This window comes from Bradyrhizobium sp. BLXBL-03 (assembly GCF_051853015.1).
GTDB classification, from domain to species: Bacteria; Pseudomonadota; Alphaproteobacteria; order Rhizobiales; family Xanthobacteraceae; genus Bradyrhizobium; species Bradyrhizobium manausense.
Map to the genome: position 1 here is coordinate 1,801,810 of NZ_CP182470.1, position 19,281 is coordinate 1,821,090.

The 19,281-nt window shown below is 64.1% G+C and carries 16 protein-coding genes; 8 read left to right on the top strand and 8 right to left on the bottom strand.

Going from position 1 to position 19,281, the window contains the following annotated elements:
- Nucleotides 1–163: 163 nt before the first annotated feature.
- On the bottom strand, nt 164–3,628 hold the full coding sequence (carB, locus tag ACNJX9_RS08670; RefSeq protein WP_439408451.1) for a carbamoyl-phosphate synthase large subunit: 3,465 nt from the start codon (nt 3,626–3,628) through the stop codon (nt 164–166).
- 142 nt (nt 3,629–3,770) lie between these two features.
- Entirely contained in the window at nt 3,771–4,940 is a 1,170-nt protein-coding gene (locus tag ACNJX9_RS08675) for an MFS transporter (RefSeq protein WP_439408452.1), read from the bottom strand.
- A 113-nt stretch (nt 4,941–5,053) separates the two neighbouring features.
- On the opposite strand from ACNJX9_RS08675, the gene ACNJX9_RS08680 reads away from it, so the two are divergent.
- Entirely contained in the window at nt 5,054–5,425 is a 372-nt protein-coding gene (locus tag ACNJX9_RS08680) for an ArsR/SmtB family transcription factor (protein WP_439408453.1), read from the top strand.
- A gap of 236 nt (nt 5,426–5,661) precedes the next feature.
- On the opposite strand, the gene ACNJX9_RS08685 is transcribed toward ACNJX9_RS08680, so the two are convergent.
- Nucleotides 5,662–6,363 (bottom strand): class I SAM-dependent methyltransferase, encoded by a 702-nt coding sequence (locus ACNJX9_RS08685; protein ID WP_439408454.1) that lies wholly within the window; start codon nt 6,361–6,363, stop codon nt 5,662–5,664.
- Nucleotides 6,364–6,467: 104 nt separating this feature from the next.
- Here ACNJX9_RS08685 and ACNJX9_RS08690 point away from each other — a divergent pair, with 104 nt between their 5' ends.
- Entirely contained in the window at nt 6,468–6,992 is a 525-nt protein-coding gene (locus ACNJX9_RS08690) for a Dps family protein (RefSeq protein ID WP_057741289.1), read from the top strand.
- 139 nt (nt 6,993–7,131) lie between these two features.
- On the opposite strand, the gene ACNJX9_RS08695 is transcribed toward ACNJX9_RS08690, so the two are convergent.
- Both ACNJX9_RS08695 and carA read right to left on the bottom strand, forming a co-directional pair.
- A complete protein-coding gene (locus ACNJX9_RS08695; RefSeq protein WP_439408455.1) occupies nt 7,132–7,653 on the bottom strand; it encodes a cupin domain-containing protein in 522 nt (173 codons plus the stop codon).
- Nucleotides 7,654–7,812: 159 nt separating this feature from the next.
- The gene (gene carA, locus ACNJX9_RS08700) at nt 7,813–9,003 is read right to left on the bottom strand and encodes a glutamine-hydrolyzing carbamoyl-phosphate synthase small subunit (protein WP_271596890.1); all 1,191 of its coding nucleotides are present in this window, start codon (nt 9,001–9,003) and stop codon (nt 7,813–7,815) included.
- Between the two features lie 239 nt (nt 9,004–9,242).
- Between carA and ACNJX9_RS08705 the strand changes: the two genes are divergently transcribed.
- The 3 genes from ACNJX9_RS08705 (at nt 9,243) to ACNJX9_RS08715 (ending at nt 12,751) form a co-directional block, all read left to right on the top strand.
- Entirely contained in the window at nt 9,243–9,698 is a 456-nt protein-coding gene (locus tag ACNJX9_RS08705; RefSeq protein ID WP_271596891.1) for a GatB/YqeY domain-containing protein, read from the top strand.
- Nucleotides 9,699–9,853: 155 nt separating this feature from the next.
- Nucleotides 9,854–10,990, top strand: coding sequence for an epoxide hydrolase family protein (locus ACNJX9_RS08710; protein WP_439408456.1), 1,137 nt, complete (start codon nt 9,854–9,856; stop codon nt 10,988–10,990).
- Nucleotides 10,991–11,140: 150 nt separating this feature from the next.
- The gene (locus ACNJX9_RS08715) at nt 11,141–12,751 is read left to right on the top strand and encodes an acyl-CoA synthetase (RefSeq protein ID WP_057753120.1); all 1,611 of its coding nucleotides are present in this window, start codon (nt 11,141–11,143) and stop codon (nt 12,749–12,751) included.
- Nucleotides 12,752–12,759: 8 nt separating this feature from the next.
- Here the strand turns inward: ACNJX9_RS08715 and ACNJX9_RS08720 are convergent, their stop codons facing one another.
- Nucleotides 12,760–14,988 carry an ATP-binding protein gene (locus tag ACNJX9_RS08720; RefSeq protein ID WP_439408457.1) on the bottom strand — a complete coding sequence of 743 codons (2,229 nt, stop codon included), beginning with the start codon at nt 14,986–14,988 and terminating at the stop codon, nt 12,760–12,762.
- Between the two features lie 241 nt (nt 14,989–15,229).
- Between ACNJX9_RS08720 and ACNJX9_RS08725 the strand changes: the two genes are divergently transcribed.
- Nucleotides 15,230–16,003 (top strand): DUF2189 domain-containing protein, encoded by a 774-nt coding sequence (locus tag ACNJX9_RS08725; protein ID WP_439408458.1) that lies wholly within the window; start codon nt 15,230–15,232, stop codon nt 16,001–16,003.
- Nucleotides 16,004–16,109: 106 nt separating this feature from the next.
- Here ACNJX9_RS08725 and ACNJX9_RS08730 read toward each other — a convergent pair whose 3' ends face one another.
- Together ACNJX9_RS08730 and ACNJX9_RS08735 are read right to left on the bottom strand one after the other, a co-directional pair.
- Nucleotides 16,110–16,622 carry an SRPBCC family protein gene (locus tag ACNJX9_RS08730; protein WP_057753123.1) on the bottom strand — a complete coding sequence of 171 codons (513 nt, stop codon included), beginning with the start codon at nt 16,620–16,622 and terminating at the stop codon, nt 16,110–16,112.
- 63 nt (nt 16,623–16,685) lie between these two features.
- Nucleotides 16,686–17,000: an ArsR/SmtB family transcription factor gene (locus ACNJX9_RS08735; protein WP_439410026.1), complete on the bottom strand. Its 315-nt coding sequence runs from the start codon at nt 16,998–17,000 to the stop codon at nt 16,686–16,688.
- A gap of 117 nt (nt 17,001–17,117) precedes the next feature.
- Between ACNJX9_RS08735 and ACNJX9_RS08740 the strand changes: the two genes are divergently transcribed.
- Together ACNJX9_RS08740 and ACNJX9_RS08745 are read left to right on the top strand one after the other, a co-directional pair.
- On the top strand, nt 17,118–18,563 hold the full coding sequence (locus ACNJX9_RS08740; RefSeq protein WP_271619470.1) for an LVIVD repeat-containing protein: 1,446 nt from the start codon (nt 17,118–17,120) through the stop codon (nt 18,561–18,563).
- Between the two features lie 98 nt (nt 18,564–18,661).
- Nucleotides 18,662–19,279: a LysE family translocator gene (locus tag ACNJX9_RS08745; protein ID WP_057753136.1), complete on the top strand. Its 618-nt coding sequence runs from the start codon at nt 18,662–18,664 to the stop codon at nt 19,277–19,279.
- Nucleotides 19,280–19,281: the final 2 nt, after the last annotated feature.

A 19,281-nucleotide genomic window follows, 5' to 3' on the forward strand; every position in this document is an offset into this window, starting at 1 on the left:
GTCAGTGCTTTCCAGATCCGAGCACACGGCCACCGGTACGTTAAGTGGGCTGGCGCCGGAACAAAACAACCACGTGGCCGGACGGTTCCTCCGGCCATTATGGCTTGATTGCCAATCACTTAGCGCAAGGCTTAACCCTCAGGGCCGGGCCTTTCGCTAACGATCAGGTTTCCGAAAAGTAGCTCTGCAGGGTCCGAACCTCAAGGTCACCGCCCAGGTAGGCGCGGATGCCCTGCGCGGCCGCCACGGCCCCGGAAAGAGTGGTGTAATATGGCACTTTATGCAAGAGGGCCGCGCGCCGCAGCGAGCGGCTGTCGGCGAGCGCCTGCGGGCCTTCGGTGGTGTTGAGAACGAGCTGGACATCGCCATTGGTGATGGCGTCGACGATATGCGGCCGTCCCTCCAGCACCTTGTTCACCTTCTCCGCCGGGATGCCCTGATCGGTCAGGAAGCGCGCCGTCCCTGATGTCGCCAGCACCTTGAAGCCAAGCGAATGCAGCTGGCGCACGGCTTCGGCGATACGAACCTTGTCGCTCTCGCGTACCGAGACGAACACCGTGCCCTTGCGCGGTACTCTTGTGCCGCCGCCAAGCTGGCTCTTGGCAAAGGCAACCGCGAAAGAGCGATCGATGCCCATGACCTCGCCGGTCGAGCGCATCTCCGGACCCAGCACCGTGTCGACGCCGGGGAAGCGGGCGAATGGAAACACCGATTCCTTCACGCCGACATGCCTGAAATCTGCCTTCTTCAGCTTGAAGTCGGCGAGCTTCTCGCCGGCCATGATGCGCGCGGCGATCTTGGCGACCGGCGTGCCGATCACCTTGGCGACGAAAGGCACCGTGCGCGAGGCGCGCGGATTGACTTCGAGCACGTAGATCTCGCCGTCCTTGATGGCATATTGCACGTTCATCAGGCCGACGACGTCGAGGCCGAGCGCGAGCTCGCGGGTCTGCCGCTCCAGCTCCGCGATCATCTTCGCGTCGAGCGAGTGCGGCGGCAGCGAGCAAGCGCTATCGCCGGAATGGATGCCGGCTTCCTCGATGTGCTCCATGATGCCGACGATGAACGTGTCCTTGCCGTCGCTGAGGCAGTCGACGTCGATCTCGGTGGCGTCGGACAAATAGCGGTCGAACAGCAGCGGGTTCTTGCCGAGAACGGTGTTGATCTGCCCGGTCTTGTCGTTCGGATAGCGCGCCTTGACGTCGGCGGGCACCAGCTCCGGCAGCGTGCCGAGCAGATAGTCGTTGAGCTGGTTCTCCTCGCGGATGATCTGCATCGCGCGGCCACCGAGCACGTAGGACGGGCGCACCACCAGCGGCAGGCCGAGATCGGCGGAGACCAGGCGAGCCTGCTCGACCGAATAGGCGATGCCGTTCCTCGGCTGCTTGAGGCGGAGCTTGTCGAGCACCCGCTTGAAGCGGTCGCGGTCTTCGGCGAGGTCGATGGCGTCGGGCGAGGTGCCGAGGATCGGCACTTCGGCGGCTTCCAGCGCGCGGGCAAGTTTCAGCGGGGTCTGGCCGCCGAACTGGACGATCACGCCGTGCAACGTGCCGTTGCTGCGCTCCTTGGCGATGATCTCCAGCACGTCCTCGGCGGTGAGCGGCTCGAAATAAAGCCGGTCCGCGGTGTCATAGTCGGTCGACACCGTTTCCGGGTTGCAGTTGACCATGATGGATTCATAGCCGGCGTCATGCAGCGCGAAGCAGGCATGGCAGCAGCAATAATCGAACTCGATGCCCTGGCCGATGCGGTTCGGGCCGCCGCCGAGGATGATGACCTTCTTCTTGTCCGACGGCGTGCTCTCGTCGGCGGCGCTGCCGGCAAACGGCGCCTCGTAGGTCGAGTACATATAGGCGGTGGGCGAGGCGAATTCGGCCGCGCAGGTGTCGATGCGCTTGTAGACCGGACGGACGCCCAGCGCGTGGCGCCTGGCGGTGACGTCGGCTTCGGTCGTCTGGGCGAGCACCGCAAGGCGCGCATCCGAGAAGCCCATGGCCTTGAGCGTGCGCATGCCGAAGGCATTGCTTGGCAGGCCGTGCCTCCTGACCTTCTCCTCCATGTCGACGATGCCGCGCATCTCGCCGAGGAACCACGGATCGATCTTGCAGGAGTTGAAGATATCCTCGTTCGACCAGCCGAGCCGCATGGCCTGCGCGACCTGGAGCAGGCGGTTCGGCGTCGGCGTGCCGAGCGCTGCGCGGATGGCGTTCTTGTCGTCGTCCTGGCCGAGGCCTTCGATCTCGATCTCGTCGAGGCCGGTGAGGCCGGTCTCGAGCCCGCGCAGCGCCTTCTGCAGGCTCTCCTGGAAGGTGCGGCCGATCGCCATGACCTCGCCGACCGACTTCATCGAGGTCGTCAGCGTCGAGGAGGCGCCGGGGAATTTCTCGAAGGCGAAACGCGGGATCTTGGTCACCACGTAGTCGATCGTCGGCTCGAACGAGGCCGGCGTCGCGCCGCCGGTGATGTCGTTGGCGATCTCGTCGAGCGTGTAGCCAACGGCGAGCTTGGCCGCGACCTTGGCGATCGGGAAGCCTGTCGCCTTCGAGGCCAGCGCAGAGGAGCGCGACACGCGCGGATTCATCTCGATCACGACCATGCGGCCGTCTTCCGGATTGACGCCGAACTGCACGTTGGAGCCGCCGGTCTCGACACCGATCTCGCGCAGCACCGCCAGCGAGGCGTCGCGCATGATCTGATATTCCTTGTCCGTCAGCGTCAGCGCAGGCGCCACCGTGATGGAGTCGCCGGTGTGCACGCCCATCGGATCGAAATTCTCGATCGAGCAGACGATGATGCAATTGTCCTTCTTGTCGCGCACCACCTCCATCTCGAACTCTTTCCAGCCGAGAACGGATTCCTCGATCAGGACTTCGTTGGTGGGTGACGCGTCAAGACCGCGCTCGATGATGTCGAGGAACTCTTCCTTGTTGTAGGCGATGCCGCCGCCGGTGCCGCCCATGGTGAAGGAGGGGCGGATGATCGCGGGCAGGCCGATCTCGGACAGTGCCATCATGGCCTGGCCGAAGGCATATTCCTGGTAGCGCTTGCGGCGATCGCTCTCGCCGAGCGTCCACTGCCGGTCGAGCTCCTCGAGGGCCGCGCCCGACAGCTTCTCGCGTTCGGCATGGTACTTGTCGCGGAACGCCTTCTTCAGCTCGGAGGCGTTGGCGAGGCGCGATTTCGGCGTCTCCAGCCCGATCTTGGTCATGGCCTCGCGAAAGAGCTGGCGATCCTCCGCCTTGTCGATCGCGTCGGCGGTCGCGCCGATCATCTCGACGTCGAATTTCTCCAGCGTGCCCTGCCGGCGCAGCGACAGCGCGCAGTTCAGCGCGGTCTGGCCGCCCATGGTCGGCAGCAGCGCAAAGCCGCCGGGAGCGACATGGCGTTCCTTCTCGATGATCTTGGCGACGATCTCGGGCGTGATCGGTTCGATGTAGGTGGCATCGGCCAATTCCGGGTCGGTCATGATCGTGGCCGGATTGGAATTGACGAGGACGATGCGATAGCCCTCTTCCTTCAGCGTCTTCACCGCTTGCGTGCCCGAATAGTCGAACTCGCAGGCCTGGCCGATCACGATGGGACCGGCGCCGATGATCAGGATGGTCGAGATGTCGGTTCGTTTAGGCATCACCGCTCGCGGGCTGGATTTTGGGCACAAAAAAAGGGCGCGCTTGCCGCGCGTCCCCTAAGCCGAGAGCGCGGGGGTCTCCCTCGCGCGCGGGTGGGTCTTAGACCAGTTTTCGGGGCGGCGAAACCCCGAAAAACGCCCATCAACCAGCAATTTTGACCGGTTTCGGCCGGGCCTGCCAGCCGCGGGCGAGGTGCACCAGAAGCGAGGCCGCAACGCTCGTTCCGCCGATCCAGCCGAGATCATCGGGCGCGAGGGTGGCCAGCACGGCGCCGCCCAAGGCACCACCGATGGCGAAGCCGAGATACATCGCGGAGGCATTGAGTGAGAGTGCAATCATCGAGGCCTGCGGATCGATCCGGATGATGCTGGCGATCTGGGCCGGATAGAACGCCCAGCCGGAGAGCCCCCAGAGGAAGATCGTGCCCAGCACCGCGTAGTGCGCCTGTCCGGGCAGCAGCTTCAGAACCAGCGAATGCAGGATGAGTGCGCTGGCCATGCCGGCAAGCGCGAGCGCGGCGGTGGTGATCGTGCCCAGCCGGTCGGCAAGGAAGCCGCCGAGCATGTTCCCGATTGCGGCAGCGCCACCGAACACCAGCAGGGCAAGGCTGATTTGCGAGGCATCGAAGCCGAGGCCGCGCAGCGGCACCGCGAAATAGGTGAACACGGTGAAGCCGCCCAGCGCCCATAAAATCGTGATGGCGAGTGCAATCACGACATTGCTGTGGCGCGCCACCGCCAGCCGTTCGCTGAGCGAAGCGGTGTTGCGCGGCAGGCCGCGGGGCAGGCCGAGCAGCAGGCCGGCCAGCGCGACCGCGCTGATGATGGCGACCATGGCAAACGTCGCGCGCCAGCCGAGCAGGCTGCCAATGAGGTTACCCAGGGGCACGCCGATGACGGTCGCGACCGTGAGGCCCGAGGTCACCAGCGCAACCGCGCGGCCACGCCGTTCGGGCGAGGCGACTGCCACCGACACCGCCAGCGCTGTCGGCATGCACAGCCCGGAGCCCAGGGCCATCAGCATGCGCGAGGCCAGCAGCAGCGCGTAGTTGGAGGCCACCATCGCCGCGAGGTTGCCGGCGATGAACGTCGACAGCGCCAGCGCCAGCACCGTGCGGCGGTCAATGTTGTTGAGCGCCACCGCCAGGATCGGCGAGCCGACCGCGTAGGTGAGGGCGTAGGCGGTGACCAATTGGCCGGCGGCCGAGACCGAAATCGACAGGTCGCCGGCGATTGCCGGCAAAAGGCCAGCAATGACAAAGCCTTCGGTACCGATCGCAAAGGCCCCCAGGGCCAGCCAGACCACGCTCATTGCTCGAATTCCTATGTTCAATGTTTATTGAACTATCGAATAAGTCGATTTGGGAGTCAATTGGTTCAAGAACTATTGAACATTGCGCCCGCCTCGCTATGATTCCTCACATCATGAGCCGCACCCCTCCTCATCCCACGCGAGAGCAGATCGAGCTGCCGCTGGTCCTGGATTGTCTGAGCGATCCGATCCGATTGGCGATCGTGTATCAGCTCGCACAGCAGGAACGTGTCAGCAGCGAGCTCTGCTGCGGCGACTTCAACGGTCTCGCTGGCAAGTCGAACCTCACCTATCACTTCGCAAAGCTGCGCGATTGCGGGCTGATGCAGACCCGCGTGGCAGGCACGAACCGCTTCATGCGGCTGCGCCGCGCGGATCTCGAGGCGCGCTTTCCGGGCCTGCTCGATGCCGTGCTCAAGTCGGCGGCCAAGGACGCGGACAGGCTTCAGCTCGTTGCGGAGTGCGATGTGGTTGACGCGAAGTGAGTTGCGGATAAAGTCCGTCTTCGCTTGCGCTGCGCTCCAGCTACGCCGGACACGCTTCGCCCCTGCGCGTGGCTGCGCCACGCGTAGCCCCGCAGGGGCGAAGCGTGGAGACCCGGCCTGGATTTGAACCAGGATGAAGAGCGATGCACCGCTCTCGCGTAGACGCTTCCGCCACCGGGCCGCGGCGATCATTGCCCGATCGGGCTGCGACAAGCCACCTCAGGTGGTGGTTATGCTTAACGCACCAGCGGTGGCCGGGCGATGAAGGTCATGCGCCAGCGGTTGTGGCCGATATTGGTGTTGGCACGCTGGGTGGCGAAACCCACCGCCTTCAGCTTGGCGGTGATCTCGTCCTCACTGTAGCGCTGCAATCCGATGCGCGTGCGCAAATGACGGTAGTCCGACAGCGCGGTGCTGATGAGCCCGATCAGCGCATCTTTCAGAAAGCCGTGACGCAGCCCGAAGGACAGCAGTGCCGCCACGTCCCTGAGCATGCCGACATGCGGCTGAAGGATATCGCCCAGCACCAGCTTGCCTGATGGCTTCAGGATCCGCCTGATATTGAGCAGCGCGGCATCGAGCTCCTCGGATGTCATATATTGCGCGACCGAGTTCATCACGACGAGGTCGATGGATTGGTCCGGCATCTTGCGCACGTCGTCGAGGGAGCGGACGCGGATCTTGGTGTCGGGCGCAAACCGGGCGATCAGGCGGCCGCGCACACCGGGCGCGGGCTCGGCCAGGATCAGCTGGCCGCAGGCGGTCGCCACCTGGCTCGCCGAGAGCGCCTCGCCACAGGCATAGTCGAGCACGATCGCGTCAGGCGAGGTGATGTAGCCGATGATGTCCCGCGCGATGATCTGGAAGTGCAAATCGCGATGCAATTTGCTGACATAGATCGTATGCGTCGAGTCGTAATAGTCGATCCAATCGTCCATGAGATCCCGCCCAGTGGTTCCTGTCCAGGAACCGCGCTGCCCGCCTTGCGTTAGGGGTGCGACGGCGCGCCGTCAATGTCCGCGTCCTAACAGGAAGGTTTCCCGTGAGCAAAGCCCCCAGCAAGGTCTCGCCCGATCTCGATACCCCCACCGATCTGCAGCCCCAGGCGGTCAACAAGGTCTCCGAGGCGCTCAACGTGCTTCTGGCCGACGCGTTCGCGCTGTATCTCAAGACCAAGAATTTCCACTGGCACATCAGCGGCCGGCATTTCCGCGACTATCACCTGCTGCTCGACGAGCAGTCCGAGCAGATCTTCGCCACCACCGACCAGCTCGCCGAGCGCGTCCGCAAGATCGGCGGCACCACGCTGAAGTCGATCGGCCAGGTCGCCAAGCTCCAGACCATCAAGGACAACAACGAGGACTACGTCCCGCCGCGCGAGATGCTGCGCGAGCTGATGCAGGACAACAAGCATGTCGCCGCCAGCATGCGCAAGGCGCACGAGGTCTGCGACGACGCCGGCGACGTCGCCAGCGCCAGCATCTTGGAGGTCTTCATCGACGAGACCGAGCGACGAACGTGGTTCCTGTTCGAGGCAACACGGCAGGAAGGCGCGAACGAAGCGTAAGCCAGCTTGTAGGGTGGATTGGCCGAAGGCGCAATCCACCACGTCTGTCTCAGCGGAAATGGAAGAGGTGGGTTACGCCGAGCAGATGCGCTTTGCGCACCTGCGGGGCTAACCCACCCTACCGGAACCGCGCTTGTCGCTATTGCCACAACCGCATCAACGCGCCGTGCTTCCCCGTCACCGGATCGGCCGGCGGCAGCGGCACCTTCGGGATCGTCTGCAACGCCTTGGCGTGGTTCTCCGGCGTTGCCCGCGTGATCTCCATCTTCGATCCCGGCGGATAAGCGCCGATCACGCAGAAATCATCGCTCGCCGTGATGCATTGATGCCCGGTGCCAGCAGGCAAAATCGCGACGTCGCCGGCCTTGATCTCCAGCTCCTGGCCGTGATCGCCGCCGAAGCGAACGCGGGCATGGCCGCGCGCAACGCCGAGCACCTCATGCACGGTCGCGTGGTAATGCAGATAGTCGTAGATGCCGTTGCGCCACGTGCCGCCCCATCCGTTGGTTTCGAACAGGTTTTCGATGGTCTGTTCGGGCTGCTTCGGATCGAGCGTCACCGCGCCCTGGTAAATGAGGAAGGGACGGATGTTGTTCGGCACGAGCCCGTCATCCTCGAACACGATGGCGAGCGGCTCGGCATAGTCGCGAACGACGGACATGACAGAACTCCTGCACGACGGTCACAGGAATTAACGATGAGCGCGAACGCGTGTTCCTCCGTCATTCCGGGGCGACGCGCAGCGTCGAGCTATGATGCGCAATTGCGTATCATAGCTCGCGTTACGCGCGCCCCGGAATGACGAGGACGAGGAGCAGCCTTACGCGCTTTTCTTCTGCCGCATCAGATCGGCAAAGCGCTGGAACAGATAGTGGGAGTCGCGCGGACCGGGCGAGGCTTCCGGGTGGTACTGCACCGAGAACACCGGCTTGCCGTCGAGCTGGATGCCGCAGTTGGACCCATCAAACAAAGAAATGTGGGTCTGCGTCGCGCCCTTGGGCAGCGTCTTTTCGTCCACGGCAAAGCCGTGATTCATCGAGGTGATCTCGACCTTGCCGGTGGTCTCGTCCTTGACCGGATGATTGGCGCCGTGATGGCCCTGATGCATCTTCTTGGTCTTCGCGCCGACGGCAAGGCCCAGCATCTGGTGGCCGAGGCAAATGCCGAAGGTCGGGGTGCCCGACTTGATGACGTCCTGGATCACAGGCACCGCGTATTTGCCTGTGGCGGCCGGATCGCCCGGGCCGTTCGACAGGAACACGCCGTCGGGCTTCATCGCCAGAATGTCTTCGGACGAGGTCGTCGCCGGCACCACCGTCACCTTGCAGCCGACGCCGGCGAGCAGGCGCAGAATGTTGCGCTTGATGCCGTAGTCGATCGCGACCACGTTGAACTCGGGCTGGTCCTGACGGCCAAAACCCTTGTTCCACAGCCAGGGTGTCTCGTCCCAGGTGAAGCGCTGGCCTGACGTGACCATCGGCACGAGGTCCATGCCCTCGAGGCCGGGCCATTCGCGCGCTTCTTCCTTCAGGCCATGCAGGTCGAACTCGCCGTCCTTGGCGTGCGCGATCACGGCATTGGGCATGCCCTTGCTGCGGATCAGCGCGGTCAGCGCGCGGGTGTCGATGCCGGACAGGCCGATGATGCCGCGCGCCTTCAGCCAGGCGTCGAGGTGCCTGGTGGCGCGGTAGTTCGAAGGATTGGTGATCGCGGTGCGCAGGATCACGCCGCGCGCGCCCGGCGTCGCGGCCATGTTCACCGTCTCGATGTCTTCCTCGTTGGTACCGACATTGCCGATATGCGGGAAGGTGAAGGTGATGAGCTGGCCGGCATAGGAGGGATCGGTGAGGATCTCCTCATAGCCGGTCATCGCGGTGTTGAAGCAGACTTCGCCGACGGCTTGGCCTTCGGCGCCGAGACCAAAGCCTTCGAGCACCGTGCCATCGGCAAGCACGAGGAGCGCGGTCGGTTTATGGTCCGGCCAGGCGGGATCGTTGTCATGTTGTGTCATGAGCCCGCTTCATAAGCCCCCCACGCCCGCCCGTCAAAGCGGGAAACGGCGGATTCACATGCGTTTTTGCATATTTGACAGGCCTCTTCAGGGACTTAGGACAGGTCTTGGGGTGGGTCCTGAAATTTTGCGCCGTTTTGGCCGTCAGGCGGGAAACAATGAACCCCCGGTGACAGGTCCGCACTGGCCTCTTTCCCCCGAACGGCTTAGATCAGGGGACAGATTAAGAGGACACGATCATGCTGCGCGACGACATCAACAATGCGGTCAAGGAGGCCATGAAGGCCAAGGACGAGCGCAAGCTCTCCACGCTGCGCATGGTCAATTCGACCATCAAGAACGCCGACATCGACGCCCGCGGCCAGGGCAAGCCGCCGCTGTCCGACGCCGACCTGCTCGCTGTGCTGCAGAAGATGATCAAGCAGCGCCAGGAGGCGGTCGAGCTCTACGACAAGGGCGGCCGCGCCGAGCTTGCCGCACAGGAGCGCGAGGAGATCGCGGTGATCTCGGCTTACTTGCCGAAGCAGATGGCAGAGGACGACGTGAAGAAGGCGATCTCCGATGCCATCGCCGAGACCGGCGCTGCCGGCATGAAGGACATGGGCAAGGTGATCGCGGTATTGCGCGCCAAGTTCGCGGGACAGATGGATTTCGGCAAGGCGTCTGGTCTGGTGAAGGCGGCGCTGTCGGGCTAGGCCGTCACTCCGGGGCGACGCGAAGCGCCGAGCCCGGAATCCATCGTGCCTCCGGCTCTGTTGCGAAATGGATTCTCAGGTGCGCAATTGCGCACCATAGCTCGCGCCAAGAGACGCGCCCCGGAATGAAAGCAAGAAAAATGGGGAGGCCGCCGATGTCCGCCATAAAACCATTCCGCATCGCCATCAGCGACGACATCCTCGCCGATCTCAAATCACGCCTCGCCCGCACCCGCTGGCCGGAGGCGGAGCTGGTCGACGACTGGAGCCAGGGCGCGCCGCTGAAATGGATCCAGGAGATGTGCAGCTACTGGGCCAACGGTTACGACTGGCGTGCCCGTGAGGCAAAACTCAACCGCTTCGACCAGTTCACCACGGAGATCGACGGGCTCGACATCCACTTCCTGCATGTTCGTTCGAAGCAAGCGGGCGCGCTGCCGCTGATCATCACCCACGGCTGGCCCGGCTCGATCGTCGAATTCCAGAAGGTGATCGCGCCGCTCACTGATCCTGCCGGTCACGGTGGCAATCCCGCGGACGCCTTTCACGTGATCTGTCCCTCGCTGCCGGGTTTCGGCTTCTCGGCCAAGCCAACGACCACCGGCTGGGGCGTCGACCGCATCGCCGCGACCTGGGCGAAGCTGATGGACCGGCTGGGCTATGCGCGCTACGGCGCGCAAGGCGGCGACTGGGGCTCGGCAGTGACGAGCTCGCTGGGCGCGCAGGACTCGGAGCATTGTGCCGGCATCCACATCACGCTCGCCTTCAACGCCGCGCCGCGGGTCGAGGGCGAGCCGACACCGGAAGAAAAGCGCGCACTCGCCGGCCTCAAGCACTACGTCGATCTCGACTCCGGTTATTCCAAGCAGCAATCGACCCGGCCGCAGACGCTCGGCTATGGGCTGACGGATTCGCCAAGCGGGCAGGCGGCGTGGATCCTGGAAAAATTCTGGGCCTGGACCGATTGCAACGGCCACCCCGAGAACATTTTCGACAAGGACGAGCTGCTCGACAACGTCATGCTCTACTGGGCGACGGAAACGGCGACCTCGTCGGCACGGCTCTACTGGGAGAGTTTTGGCAAACGCCGCGCGACGCCGGCCGTGAAAGTGCCAACGGGTGTGGCCGTGTTCCCAAAGGAGATCATCACGCCGGTGCGGCGCTGGATGGAGCCGAACTTCACCAACATCACCCATTGGAGCGAGATGGAGCAGGGCGGGCATTTCGCCGCTTTCGAGCAGCCCGAGCTGTACGTGCGCGATGTCAGGACATTCTTCGCGACGGTGCGCTGAGCTCTCCGCTGTCATTCCGCGGTGCGCAAAGCGCGAACCCGGAATCTCGAGATTCCGGGTTTGGTCCTGCGGACCGCCCCGGAATGACGTAAAATAGAGATGCCATGGCCGGGACAAGCCCGGCCATGACGCCGCCGCCGGGAAACGATCATGCTCACCGAAGCCGCAACCTACGACGAGCTCTATCGCAACTTCCGCTGGGACATCCCGGCGCGCTTCAACATCGCGGATGCGTGCTGCGATCGCCATGCCGACGGAACCGGCCGGCTTGCGCTTGTTTATGTCGACGAAAACGGTGCGACCACGCGCACCTCGTTCGACGAAGTCGCCGAGATGTCGCGCCGTTTCGCCAATGTGCTGAAGGCGGATGGGCTTTCGCGTGGCGACCGCGTCGCGGTATTCCTGTCGCAGTCGCTGGAATTGCCGATCGCGCATATGGCGGCGTTTCGCTCCGGGCTGATATCGATCCCCCTGTTCGCGCTGTTCGGCGAGGACGCGCTGGAATTCCGCCTGTCGGATTCACAAGCGAAGGCGATCGTCACCGATGAGGCTGGCTGGGAGAAGCTCACCAAGATCCGCGATCGGCTGCCCTATCTGCAGGACATCTACATCACGAGCGGTGCCGTCCACGCCGGCGCGAAACCGTTCTGGTTGGCAATCGAAACCGCGTCTGAAGATTTTACTGACGTCGACACGTCCGCCGATGATCCCGCGCTGATCATCTATACCTCGGGCACCACGGGTAATCCCAAGGGCGCGCTGCACGCGCATCGCGTCGTGCTCGGCCATCTTCCCAATGTCGAAATGTGTCATAACTTTCTGCCGCGCCCTGGCGATCTGATGTGGACGCCGGCGGACTGGGCCTGGATCGGTGGTCTCATCAACGGCCTGCTCTCGTTCTGGTATCACGGCATTCCGCTGGTTGGACATCGCGCGCGAAAATTCGAACCGCAGGCGGCGATGCAGATGATGGCCGATCTCGGCGTCCGCAACGTCTTCCTGCCGCCGACCGCGCTGAAGCTGATGCGACAGGCGGGTGTGAAACACGCGAGCGTCAAGCTGCGCAGCATCTTTACCGGCGGTGAATCGCTCGGCGGCGAGCTGCTCGGCTGGGTGCGGGACACCTTCGGCATCGATGCGCACGAAGTGTTCGGCCAGACCGAGTGCAATCTGGTGATCGGCAGCAACTCCAATCTGTTTCCGATCCGGCCCGGCTCGATGGGCAAGGCGACGCCAGGGTTCGACGTCCGCATCGTCAACGACAAGGGCGAGGAGCAGCCACGCGGCCAGCGCGGCATCATCGGCGTGCGCCAGCCATGTCCCGTCACCATGCTCGAATACTGGCGCAACCCGGACGCGACAGCGAAGAAATATGCTGGCGAATTTCTGTTGACCGGCGATCTCGGCGTGCAGGATGAGGACGGCTATTTCTGGTATGTCAGCCGCGAGGACGACGTCATCACCACGGCCGGCTATCGCGTCGGACCGTCCGAGATCGAGCATACGCTGATGAAGCATCCGTCGGTGGCGATGGCCGCCGTGGTCGGCATTCCCGATCCGATCCGCACCGAATCGATCAAGGCCTGGATCGTGCTGCGCCCGGGGTTCGCGGCGGGTGATGCGCTCGCGCGCGAAATCCAGCAGTTCGTCAAGGTGCAGCTCGCCGCCCACGAATATCCGCGCTACGTGGAGTTCGCCGAGACCTTGCCGATGACCGCGACAGGAAAGGTGCTGCGGCGCGAATTGCGGGCGAGAGGTTAGAGCGTATTTTAGCGCGGCGGCGCCGACAGTGTAGACCGCAGCATCGCGGCAAGATCCTGCCGCTTGAACGGCTTGGTCAGAATGCGGGCGTCGACGCCGTCGGGCATCTTGACCGGATTCTGGCTGTAGCCGGAGGTGAACAGCACCTTGAGACCGGGCCGCAGCGCCGTCGCCTGCCGCGCAAGCTCCGGCCCGAACATGCCGCCGGGCATCACGACGTCGGTGAACAGCAGATGGACGTCGCCGGGCTTTTGCAGCACTTCCAGCGCCGCGGGCCCGTTCGACGTCGTGATGACGCGGTAGCCGAGCGTTCGCAGCTCATTCTCGACATAGGCGCGCACCATGTCGTCATCCTCGACGACGAGAATAGTCTCGCGTCCGTCGGGGACCGCGATCGGTTCTGCCGGAGCCGAGGCTTCGTCCTGGGCCGCAACGATGCGCGGGAAGAATAGCCTGACGACGCTGCCTTGCTTCGGTTCGGATTGTAGCTGCACCAGACCGCCTGACTGTTGCGCAAATCCGTAGACCATGCTCAGGCCGAGGCCTGTGCCCTTGCCGACCTCCTTGGTGGTGAAGAACGGCTCGAACGCGCGGCTCACGACATCATCGGCCATGCCGCAGCCGGTATCGGTCACAGCCACCATGACGTAGTCGCCCGGCCGCGGCTCGCCGTTGACGTCGAGATCGGATGGACCGAGCGAAATGTTGCGCACCTCGACCGTCAGTTTGCCGCCCTCAGGCATCGCGTCGCGCGCGTTGAGCACGAGGTTGAGCAGGGCGGTTGCGAGCTGGCCGGCATCGACGCTGGCCCGCCACAGATCTGCTCCAAAGGCAAAGCCGCATTCGATGTGCTCGCCGAGTGATCGCCGCAACAACTGCTCCATGCCGACGACCTGCTCGGCGATGTCGATCTCGCGCGGCCGCAACGGTTGCTTGCGCGCGAAGGCAAGCAGGCTGCGCGTCAGGTCGGAGCCGCGCTCGGCCGCGGTCGCGATATCGTCGGCGATCCGCTGCAATTCCTTGTTGTCCGCCAGCCGGTCGGCGAGATGCTCGGAGTTGCCGAGGATGACGGTCAGGAGATTGTTGAAGTCGTGCGCCACGCCGCCGGTGAGCTGGCCCATCGCCTCCATCTTCTGGGACTGGCTGAGCTTGTGGCTGAGATCTGCGATGGCGGCGCGCTGCTGCTCGAGCGACTCGGCGGTGCCGTTGAGCAGCATCATCAACCCGCCAAGCTCCCCGCCCGGATGCGGCGGCGGAATCCGTGCGCTGAGATCGCCGAGCCCGAGCCGCTTGGCCATTGCCGCGAGCCGGCCGACCTGGCGCCCGACGCTGACGGTCGCCAGGATCCAGACACCGGCGAGCAGCAGCAGCGAGGCCACAGTGAGGATCGCCAAATCCTCGTAGAGCCGGCGGTTGGCGGCGGCGACCAGCCCGTCCTTGGAGCGCCCGACCAGGATATAGAGGCCGGCCTTGCGGATCGACGGCGCCCGGGCGACGGCCCAGACCTGCGCGCGGCCGTCACGATCGGTGAGCTCGCGAGAAGGTTCACCGTCGGGCGCTGCCGCAAAGCGGAACAGATCAGAGCCAGCGATCGACGCGCCGATCGGATCGCTCCAGCCGCCGCGGGTGGGGGCCACCAGCACCGTACCCTTGCTGTCGAGGAACAGGATCTCCTTTTCGGCGAGCAAGCGCCTGTCGTGAAACTCCGCGAACTTGTTCAAGTTGAACGAGGCAAGCAGGATGAATTTCAGCGCGCCGGCGTCCGAGCGCACCGGATAGGCAATCTGGAGGACCGATAGTCCGGTCAGGCGGCCGAACACCGGCTCCACCGCGACGGCTCCTTGCGAGACCTTGGCCTGCTTGAAATAGGCACGGTCATTTAGATCGAGCCTGCGGTTGGTCCGGAGCGAGTCGCAGAACAGGCTGCCGTCCGGATTGATCGTCAGGATTCCCGTGAACTGCGGATATTCTTCGCGCACATCGGACAGGAAGGCGGAGCATGCCGCCTTGTCGCTTGTGTCGAGGTCGCGGGCGCGAGCAAGGCCATAGTGAAGCTGAGCCGTGCCCTGGATCTTCTCGCCAAGATCACTCGCGATGTCATCGGCCGAGGCAACGAGATTGGCCAGCGCAGCGTTGATCTCGCTGGAGCGGTTCTGCACGAAGCGCAAGCCGACGAGGCTCGCCGGTACCAGCATGGCCGCGATGACGAGGATCAGTAACCGGGTACGCAGGCTCATCGATTGGCCGGTCCGCTGTTCGCGTGTATGTGTTTGGAGGTACAATTTGCGGCACGATCGTCGGCCCCGTCCATAGGCATCGGCGCGAAATTGCCCGGATGGCTAAAGATTTTGTCACGCGTGCATCGCGGCGACGCTACAATTGCCCCGCCATCCGGCGTCAAGTTGCGCCCGGACGCAGTGACGCTAATATCGCGGCCTGCGCGCGACAAAAGATCGCGCCGATGCGCGGAGGAAGCTGATGTCCATCTCGGGCAAGGTCGATCCGGTGGTGCGTCCCGTCGTGGCGACCGATATCGCCGAGGCGCTGGCGGAGGGCCTGCGCGATTTCCAGGCGCTGCCGCTTTACGGGCTCTGCTTCGGCGCGCTCTACGCCGCCGGCGGCATCACCATCATGCTCTGCCTCACCGCCTTCGGCATGGTCTATCTCATCTATCCCTTGGCCGCCGGTTTCGCGCTGATCGGGCCGTTCGTGGCCATCGGGCTCTACGAGGTGAGCCGCCGCCGCGAGCGCGGCCAGCCCGTCTCTTTCGGTGCGATCTGGTCGGCGATACGCTCGCGCAGCGAAATCGGCTGGATGGCCTTCGTCACGCTGTTCGTGTTCGTGATCTGGATGTACCAGGTGCGGCTGTTGATCGCATTGTTGCTGGGCCTGCACGCCTCGTTCTCGAGCTTGCAGGAATTCATGACGGTGGTGCTGACCACCAATGAGGGTTTGCTGTTCCTCGCGATCGGCAATGCGGTCGGCGCGGCGTTGTCGTTGATTCTGTTTTCACTGACCGTGGTGTCGTTTCCGCTGCTGCTCGATCGCGAGGTCGATTTCGTCACCGCCATGGTGACGAGCGTGCGTGCGGTGGTGACCAGTCCGCTGCCGATGGTCGGCTGGGCCGCTGTCATCGTGATGCTGCTGATCGTGTCGGCGCTGCCGTATTTCCTCGGCCTGGTGGTAACGCTGCCGGTGCTCGGGCATGCGACATGGCATCTTTACCGGCGCCTGGTGGTGCCTCTTCCGTAATGCCGTAGGACCTCCTACCTGCGCCGTGCCCACGTCTTCCCATCAATTAGGAAAGACGTGGGCACGCTTCGCTTTGCCCACCCTACCATTTCGAGCTCGCGGTGCCCTACGGCGTCTTGATCCCCATCGCCTTCAGCGCATCCAGCATCCGCTGTGGCGGGCCGAGCTTGACGACGAGTGGCTTGCCGGTCTCGAGCAAGCTCTTGAGGCTGGACAGGATCGCGGGCCAGCCGGAGCGTCCGCCTGACAGGATGTCGTCGCTGAGCGGACGATCGTGGCCTTCGCTCATGGTCAGCCGGACAGCGTCGCCGACCTGCTCGATGTCGTAAGTGACGAGGGTCGGCCCCAGCTTCTCGATCAGCTCGGGCCAGTTGACGTTGAAGGTCACCGCAAGCTTGCGCGGCGGATCGTAGGCGAGCACCTCGCCGCTGATATGCAGGGCGCCGTCGGGCGTCCGCACGATGAAGGCGCCGCCGAGCCGCGGCTCGACCTCCACGGTATTGCCGAAGAAATATTGCCTGCTGAACTCGGCCGAGGTCAGCGCCTCCCACACCTTCTCCGGCGTGGAGGCGATGTAGATGCTGTAGACCGTCAGGGGCTTGAACTGGTCGAGGTTCATTTCGCATCAAATCCCTTGTTGAGGGCTGCGCGCGGGATAGAGGTGACATAGACGAATTGCGGCTTACTCATCACGCTTCTCCAGCTGGCGTTTCAACTCGCTGAGTGCGGCGAGCTTGCCGCGCTCGAATTTCCTGATCCAGCGCTCGCCGATCTGGTGGATCGGCATCGGGTTGAGATAGTGCAGCTTCTCGCGGCCATGCTTGATGGTCGTAACCAGATTGGCCTCTTCCAGGATGACCAGGTGCTTCGTCACCGCCTGGCGCGTCATCGCCAAGCCCTCGCAAAGCTCATTCAGCGATTGGCCGTTCCTGGCGTGGAGCCGGTCCAGCAGCGACCGTCGCGACGCATCGGCGAGCGCCTTGAAGACCTCATCCATGGCGGCGATAATAGGCAACCAAGTGGTTGCATGTCAAGATGGTGTCTTTGGCGCGTGTGAGCGGCCGTGCTAGCGTTGAAGCTCAGCCAACGCAGATTGGTTCCTGGGAGGATTTTGATGTTCCGTTGCGTCCTGACTGCTGCCGCCCTCGTTCTTTTCGCCGGCAGCGCTTCTGTTCACGCCCAGAAGCAGACGATCGGTGCGCCGCCCGAGGCGTCGAACATGAAGCTGGTCGGCAGCAACGATCTTCAGGCCCGTAGCGCCTATCAGCCGACCATCCATCATCAGGGCGACCGCTGGATCGCCTATATCGGCCACCACGGCGGCACCGACGACGTGCCGGCTCCGGTCAATCCGATGACCGGCAATGCCGAGCCGAACGGCACCTCGATCGTCGACGTCACCGATCCCGCGCATCCCAAATATCTCAGGCACCTGCCGGGACAGGCGGGCAAATATGAATCCGGCGGCGCGCAGATGGTGCGCGTGTGCGACGGCAAGACCTTGCCGAAGGGCGATCCCAACGCGGTCTACATGCTGCGCACCTTCGGCGGCCAGGCGCACGAGATCTGGAACGTCGCTGACCCCGCCAATCCCGTGATGATCACGCGCCTTGGCGGCTTGAAGGACACGCACAAGAGCTGGTGGGAATGCGACACCGGCATTGCCTATCTCGTCTCGGGCGCGCCGGACTGGCGCACGCGGCGCATGACGCAGGTCTACGATCTCTCCGATCCCGCTCATCCGCAGAAGATCCGCGATTTCGGCCTGCCCGGCCAGGAGCCCGGCTCGACCGGCGCGGTGCCGACCGAATTGCACGGACCGATCTCGACCGGGCCCGACGGCAACCGCGTCTATTTCGGTTACGGCACCAACAAGGGCGGCATCCTGCAGATCGTCGATCGCGAGAAGCTGCTGACGGGGCCGAAGGAGCCGACGCCGGACAATCTGCGCTTTCCGGAGATCTCGCGGCTGCCGATGTCCGCCTTCAACGGCGCGCACACCACGTTCCCGATGCTCGACATGCCCGTGGCGGAATTTGCCGAGGACAAGGACGGCAAGACCCGCGACATCGTCATGATCGTGGACGAGGCGATTCTGAACGAATGCGGCGAGGCGAGGCAGATGGTGTGGTTCGCCGACGTCACCACCGAGACGCGGCCGATGATGATCTCGAGCTACACCGTGCCGGAGGCGAGCGGAAAGTTCTGCCAGCGCGGCGGCCGCTTCGGCTCGCATTCCTCGAACGAGAGCATGGCGCCGGTCTATTACAAGAAGATGGCCTTCATCGCCTTCTTCAATGCCGGCGTTCGCGCGCTCGACGTCCGCGATCCCTATCATCCAAGGGAAGTCGGCTATTTCATCCCGGCGATCACGGGCGCGACCGACAAGCGCTGCATTCCTGTGGAGGGCGGCGAGCGCTGCAAGGTCGCGATCCAGACCAACAATGTCGAAACCGACGACCGCGGCTATATCTACATCGTCGATCGCGCCAACACCGGCCTGCATATCCTCGAACTGACCGGCCCCGCGCGCGCCGTTGCCGGCCTGCCGAAGAATTGACGATACGGCCCGCGGCGGCGACCGCGCTTGCAATTGCCGTTCCGGCTCCTCTCATGCATTAATACAAGCGAAACGCCAGCGCGCAGAGTCCTCCCATGATGTCCATGCAAGCCTATCTCGCCTTTGTCGCCGCCTGCATTGCGCTGGCGCTGCTGCCGGGGCCGATCGTGACCCTCGTCATCGCCAACGGCCTGCGGTACGGCACACGCTCGGCGCTGACCAACATTCTGGGCGTGCAGATGGGGCTCTTGATCGTGATCGGCATCCTTGCGGTCGGCCTCACCACCTTGATGGCGACGATGGGCTATTGGTTCAACTGGGTGCGCTTTGCGGGCGCGGCCTATCTGGTCTGGCTCGGCATCAAGCTGATCCGCTCGCCGGTCGAGGGCGTCAGCGCCGACGCGCCGCCGCCTCCGCCGCGCGGCGGCTTCCTCCTGCAGGGCTTCGTCGTCGCCTTGTCGAACCCGAAGCTGCTGGTGTTCTTCGGTGCGTTCATTCCGCAATTCATGGACATGAGCAAGGATCATTTGTCGCAGGTCCTGGTGCTCGGCATCACCTTCATGGTGCTGGCCGGCTTGACCGACGGTATCTACGCGTTGCTTGCCGGCCAGGTCCGCGGCTTCTTCTCGACGCGCCGCACCCGTCTGGTGTCGCGCGTCTCCGGCGGCTTCATGATCGGCGGCGGCATCTGGCTGGCGCTGATACGGGCCAAATGAGG

What these genes read in the sequence shown, in the direction of transcription:
- carB (WP_439408451.1), bottom strand. Translation starts at nt 3,628, where the DNA reads ATGCCTAAACGAACCGACATCTCGACCATCCTGATCATCGGCGCCGGT.
- ACNJX9_RS08675 (WP_439408452.1), bottom strand. Translation starts at nt 4,940, where the DNA reads ATGAGCGTGGTCTGGCTGGCCCTGGGGGCCTTTGCGATCGGTACCGAA.
- ACNJX9_RS08680 (WP_439408453.1), top strand. Translation starts at nt 5,054, where the DNA reads ATGAGCCGCACCCCTCCTCATCCCACGCGAGAGCAGATCGAGCTGCCG.
- ACNJX9_RS08685 (WP_439408454.1), bottom strand. Translation starts at nt 6,363, where the DNA reads ATGGACGATTGGATCGACTATTACGACTCGACGCATACGATCTATGTC.
- ACNJX9_RS08695 (WP_439408455.1), bottom strand. Translation starts at nt 7,653, where the DNA reads ATGTCCGTCGTTCGCGACTATGCCGAGCCGCTCGCCATCGTGTTCGAG.
- carA (WP_271596890.1), bottom strand. Translation starts at nt 9,003, where the DNA reads ATGACACAACATGACAACGATCCCGCCTGGCCGGACCATAAACCGACC.
- ACNJX9_RS08705 (WP_271596891.1), top strand. Translation starts at nt 9,243, where the DNA reads ATGCTGCGCGACGACATCAACAATGCGGTCAAGGAGGCCATGAAGGCC.
- ACNJX9_RS08710 (WP_439408456.1), top strand. Translation starts at nt 9,854, where the DNA reads ATGTCCGCCATAAAACCATTCCGCATCGCCATCAGCGACGACATCCTC.
- ACNJX9_RS08715 (WP_057753120.1), top strand. Translation starts at nt 11,141, where the DNA reads ATGCTCACCGAAGCCGCAACCTACGACGAGCTCTATCGCAACTTCCGC.
- ACNJX9_RS08720 (WP_439408457.1), bottom strand. Translation starts at nt 14,988, where the DNA reads ATGAGCCTGCGTACCCGGTTACTGATCCTCGTCATCGCGGCCATGCTG.
- ACNJX9_RS08725 (WP_439408458.1), top strand. Translation starts at nt 15,230, where the DNA reads ATGTCCATCTCGGGCAAGGTCGATCCGGTGGTGCGTCCCGTCGTGGCG.
- ACNJX9_RS08730 (WP_057753123.1), bottom strand. Translation starts at nt 16,622, where the DNA reads ATGAACCTCGACCAGTTCAAGCCCCTGACGGTCTACAGCATCTACATC.
- ACNJX9_RS08735 (WP_439410026.1), bottom strand. Translation starts at nt 17,000, where the DNA reads ATGGATGAGGTCTTCAAGGCGCTCGCCGATGCGTCGCGACGGTCGCTG.
- ACNJX9_RS08740 (WP_271619470.1), top strand. Translation starts at nt 17,118, where the DNA reads ATGTTCCGTTGCGTCCTGACTGCTGCCGCCCTCGTTCTTTTCGCCGGC.
- ACNJX9_RS08745 (WP_057753136.1), top strand. Translation starts at nt 18,662, where the DNA reads ATGTCCATGCAAGCCTATCTCGCCTTTGTCGCCGCCTGCATTGCGCTG.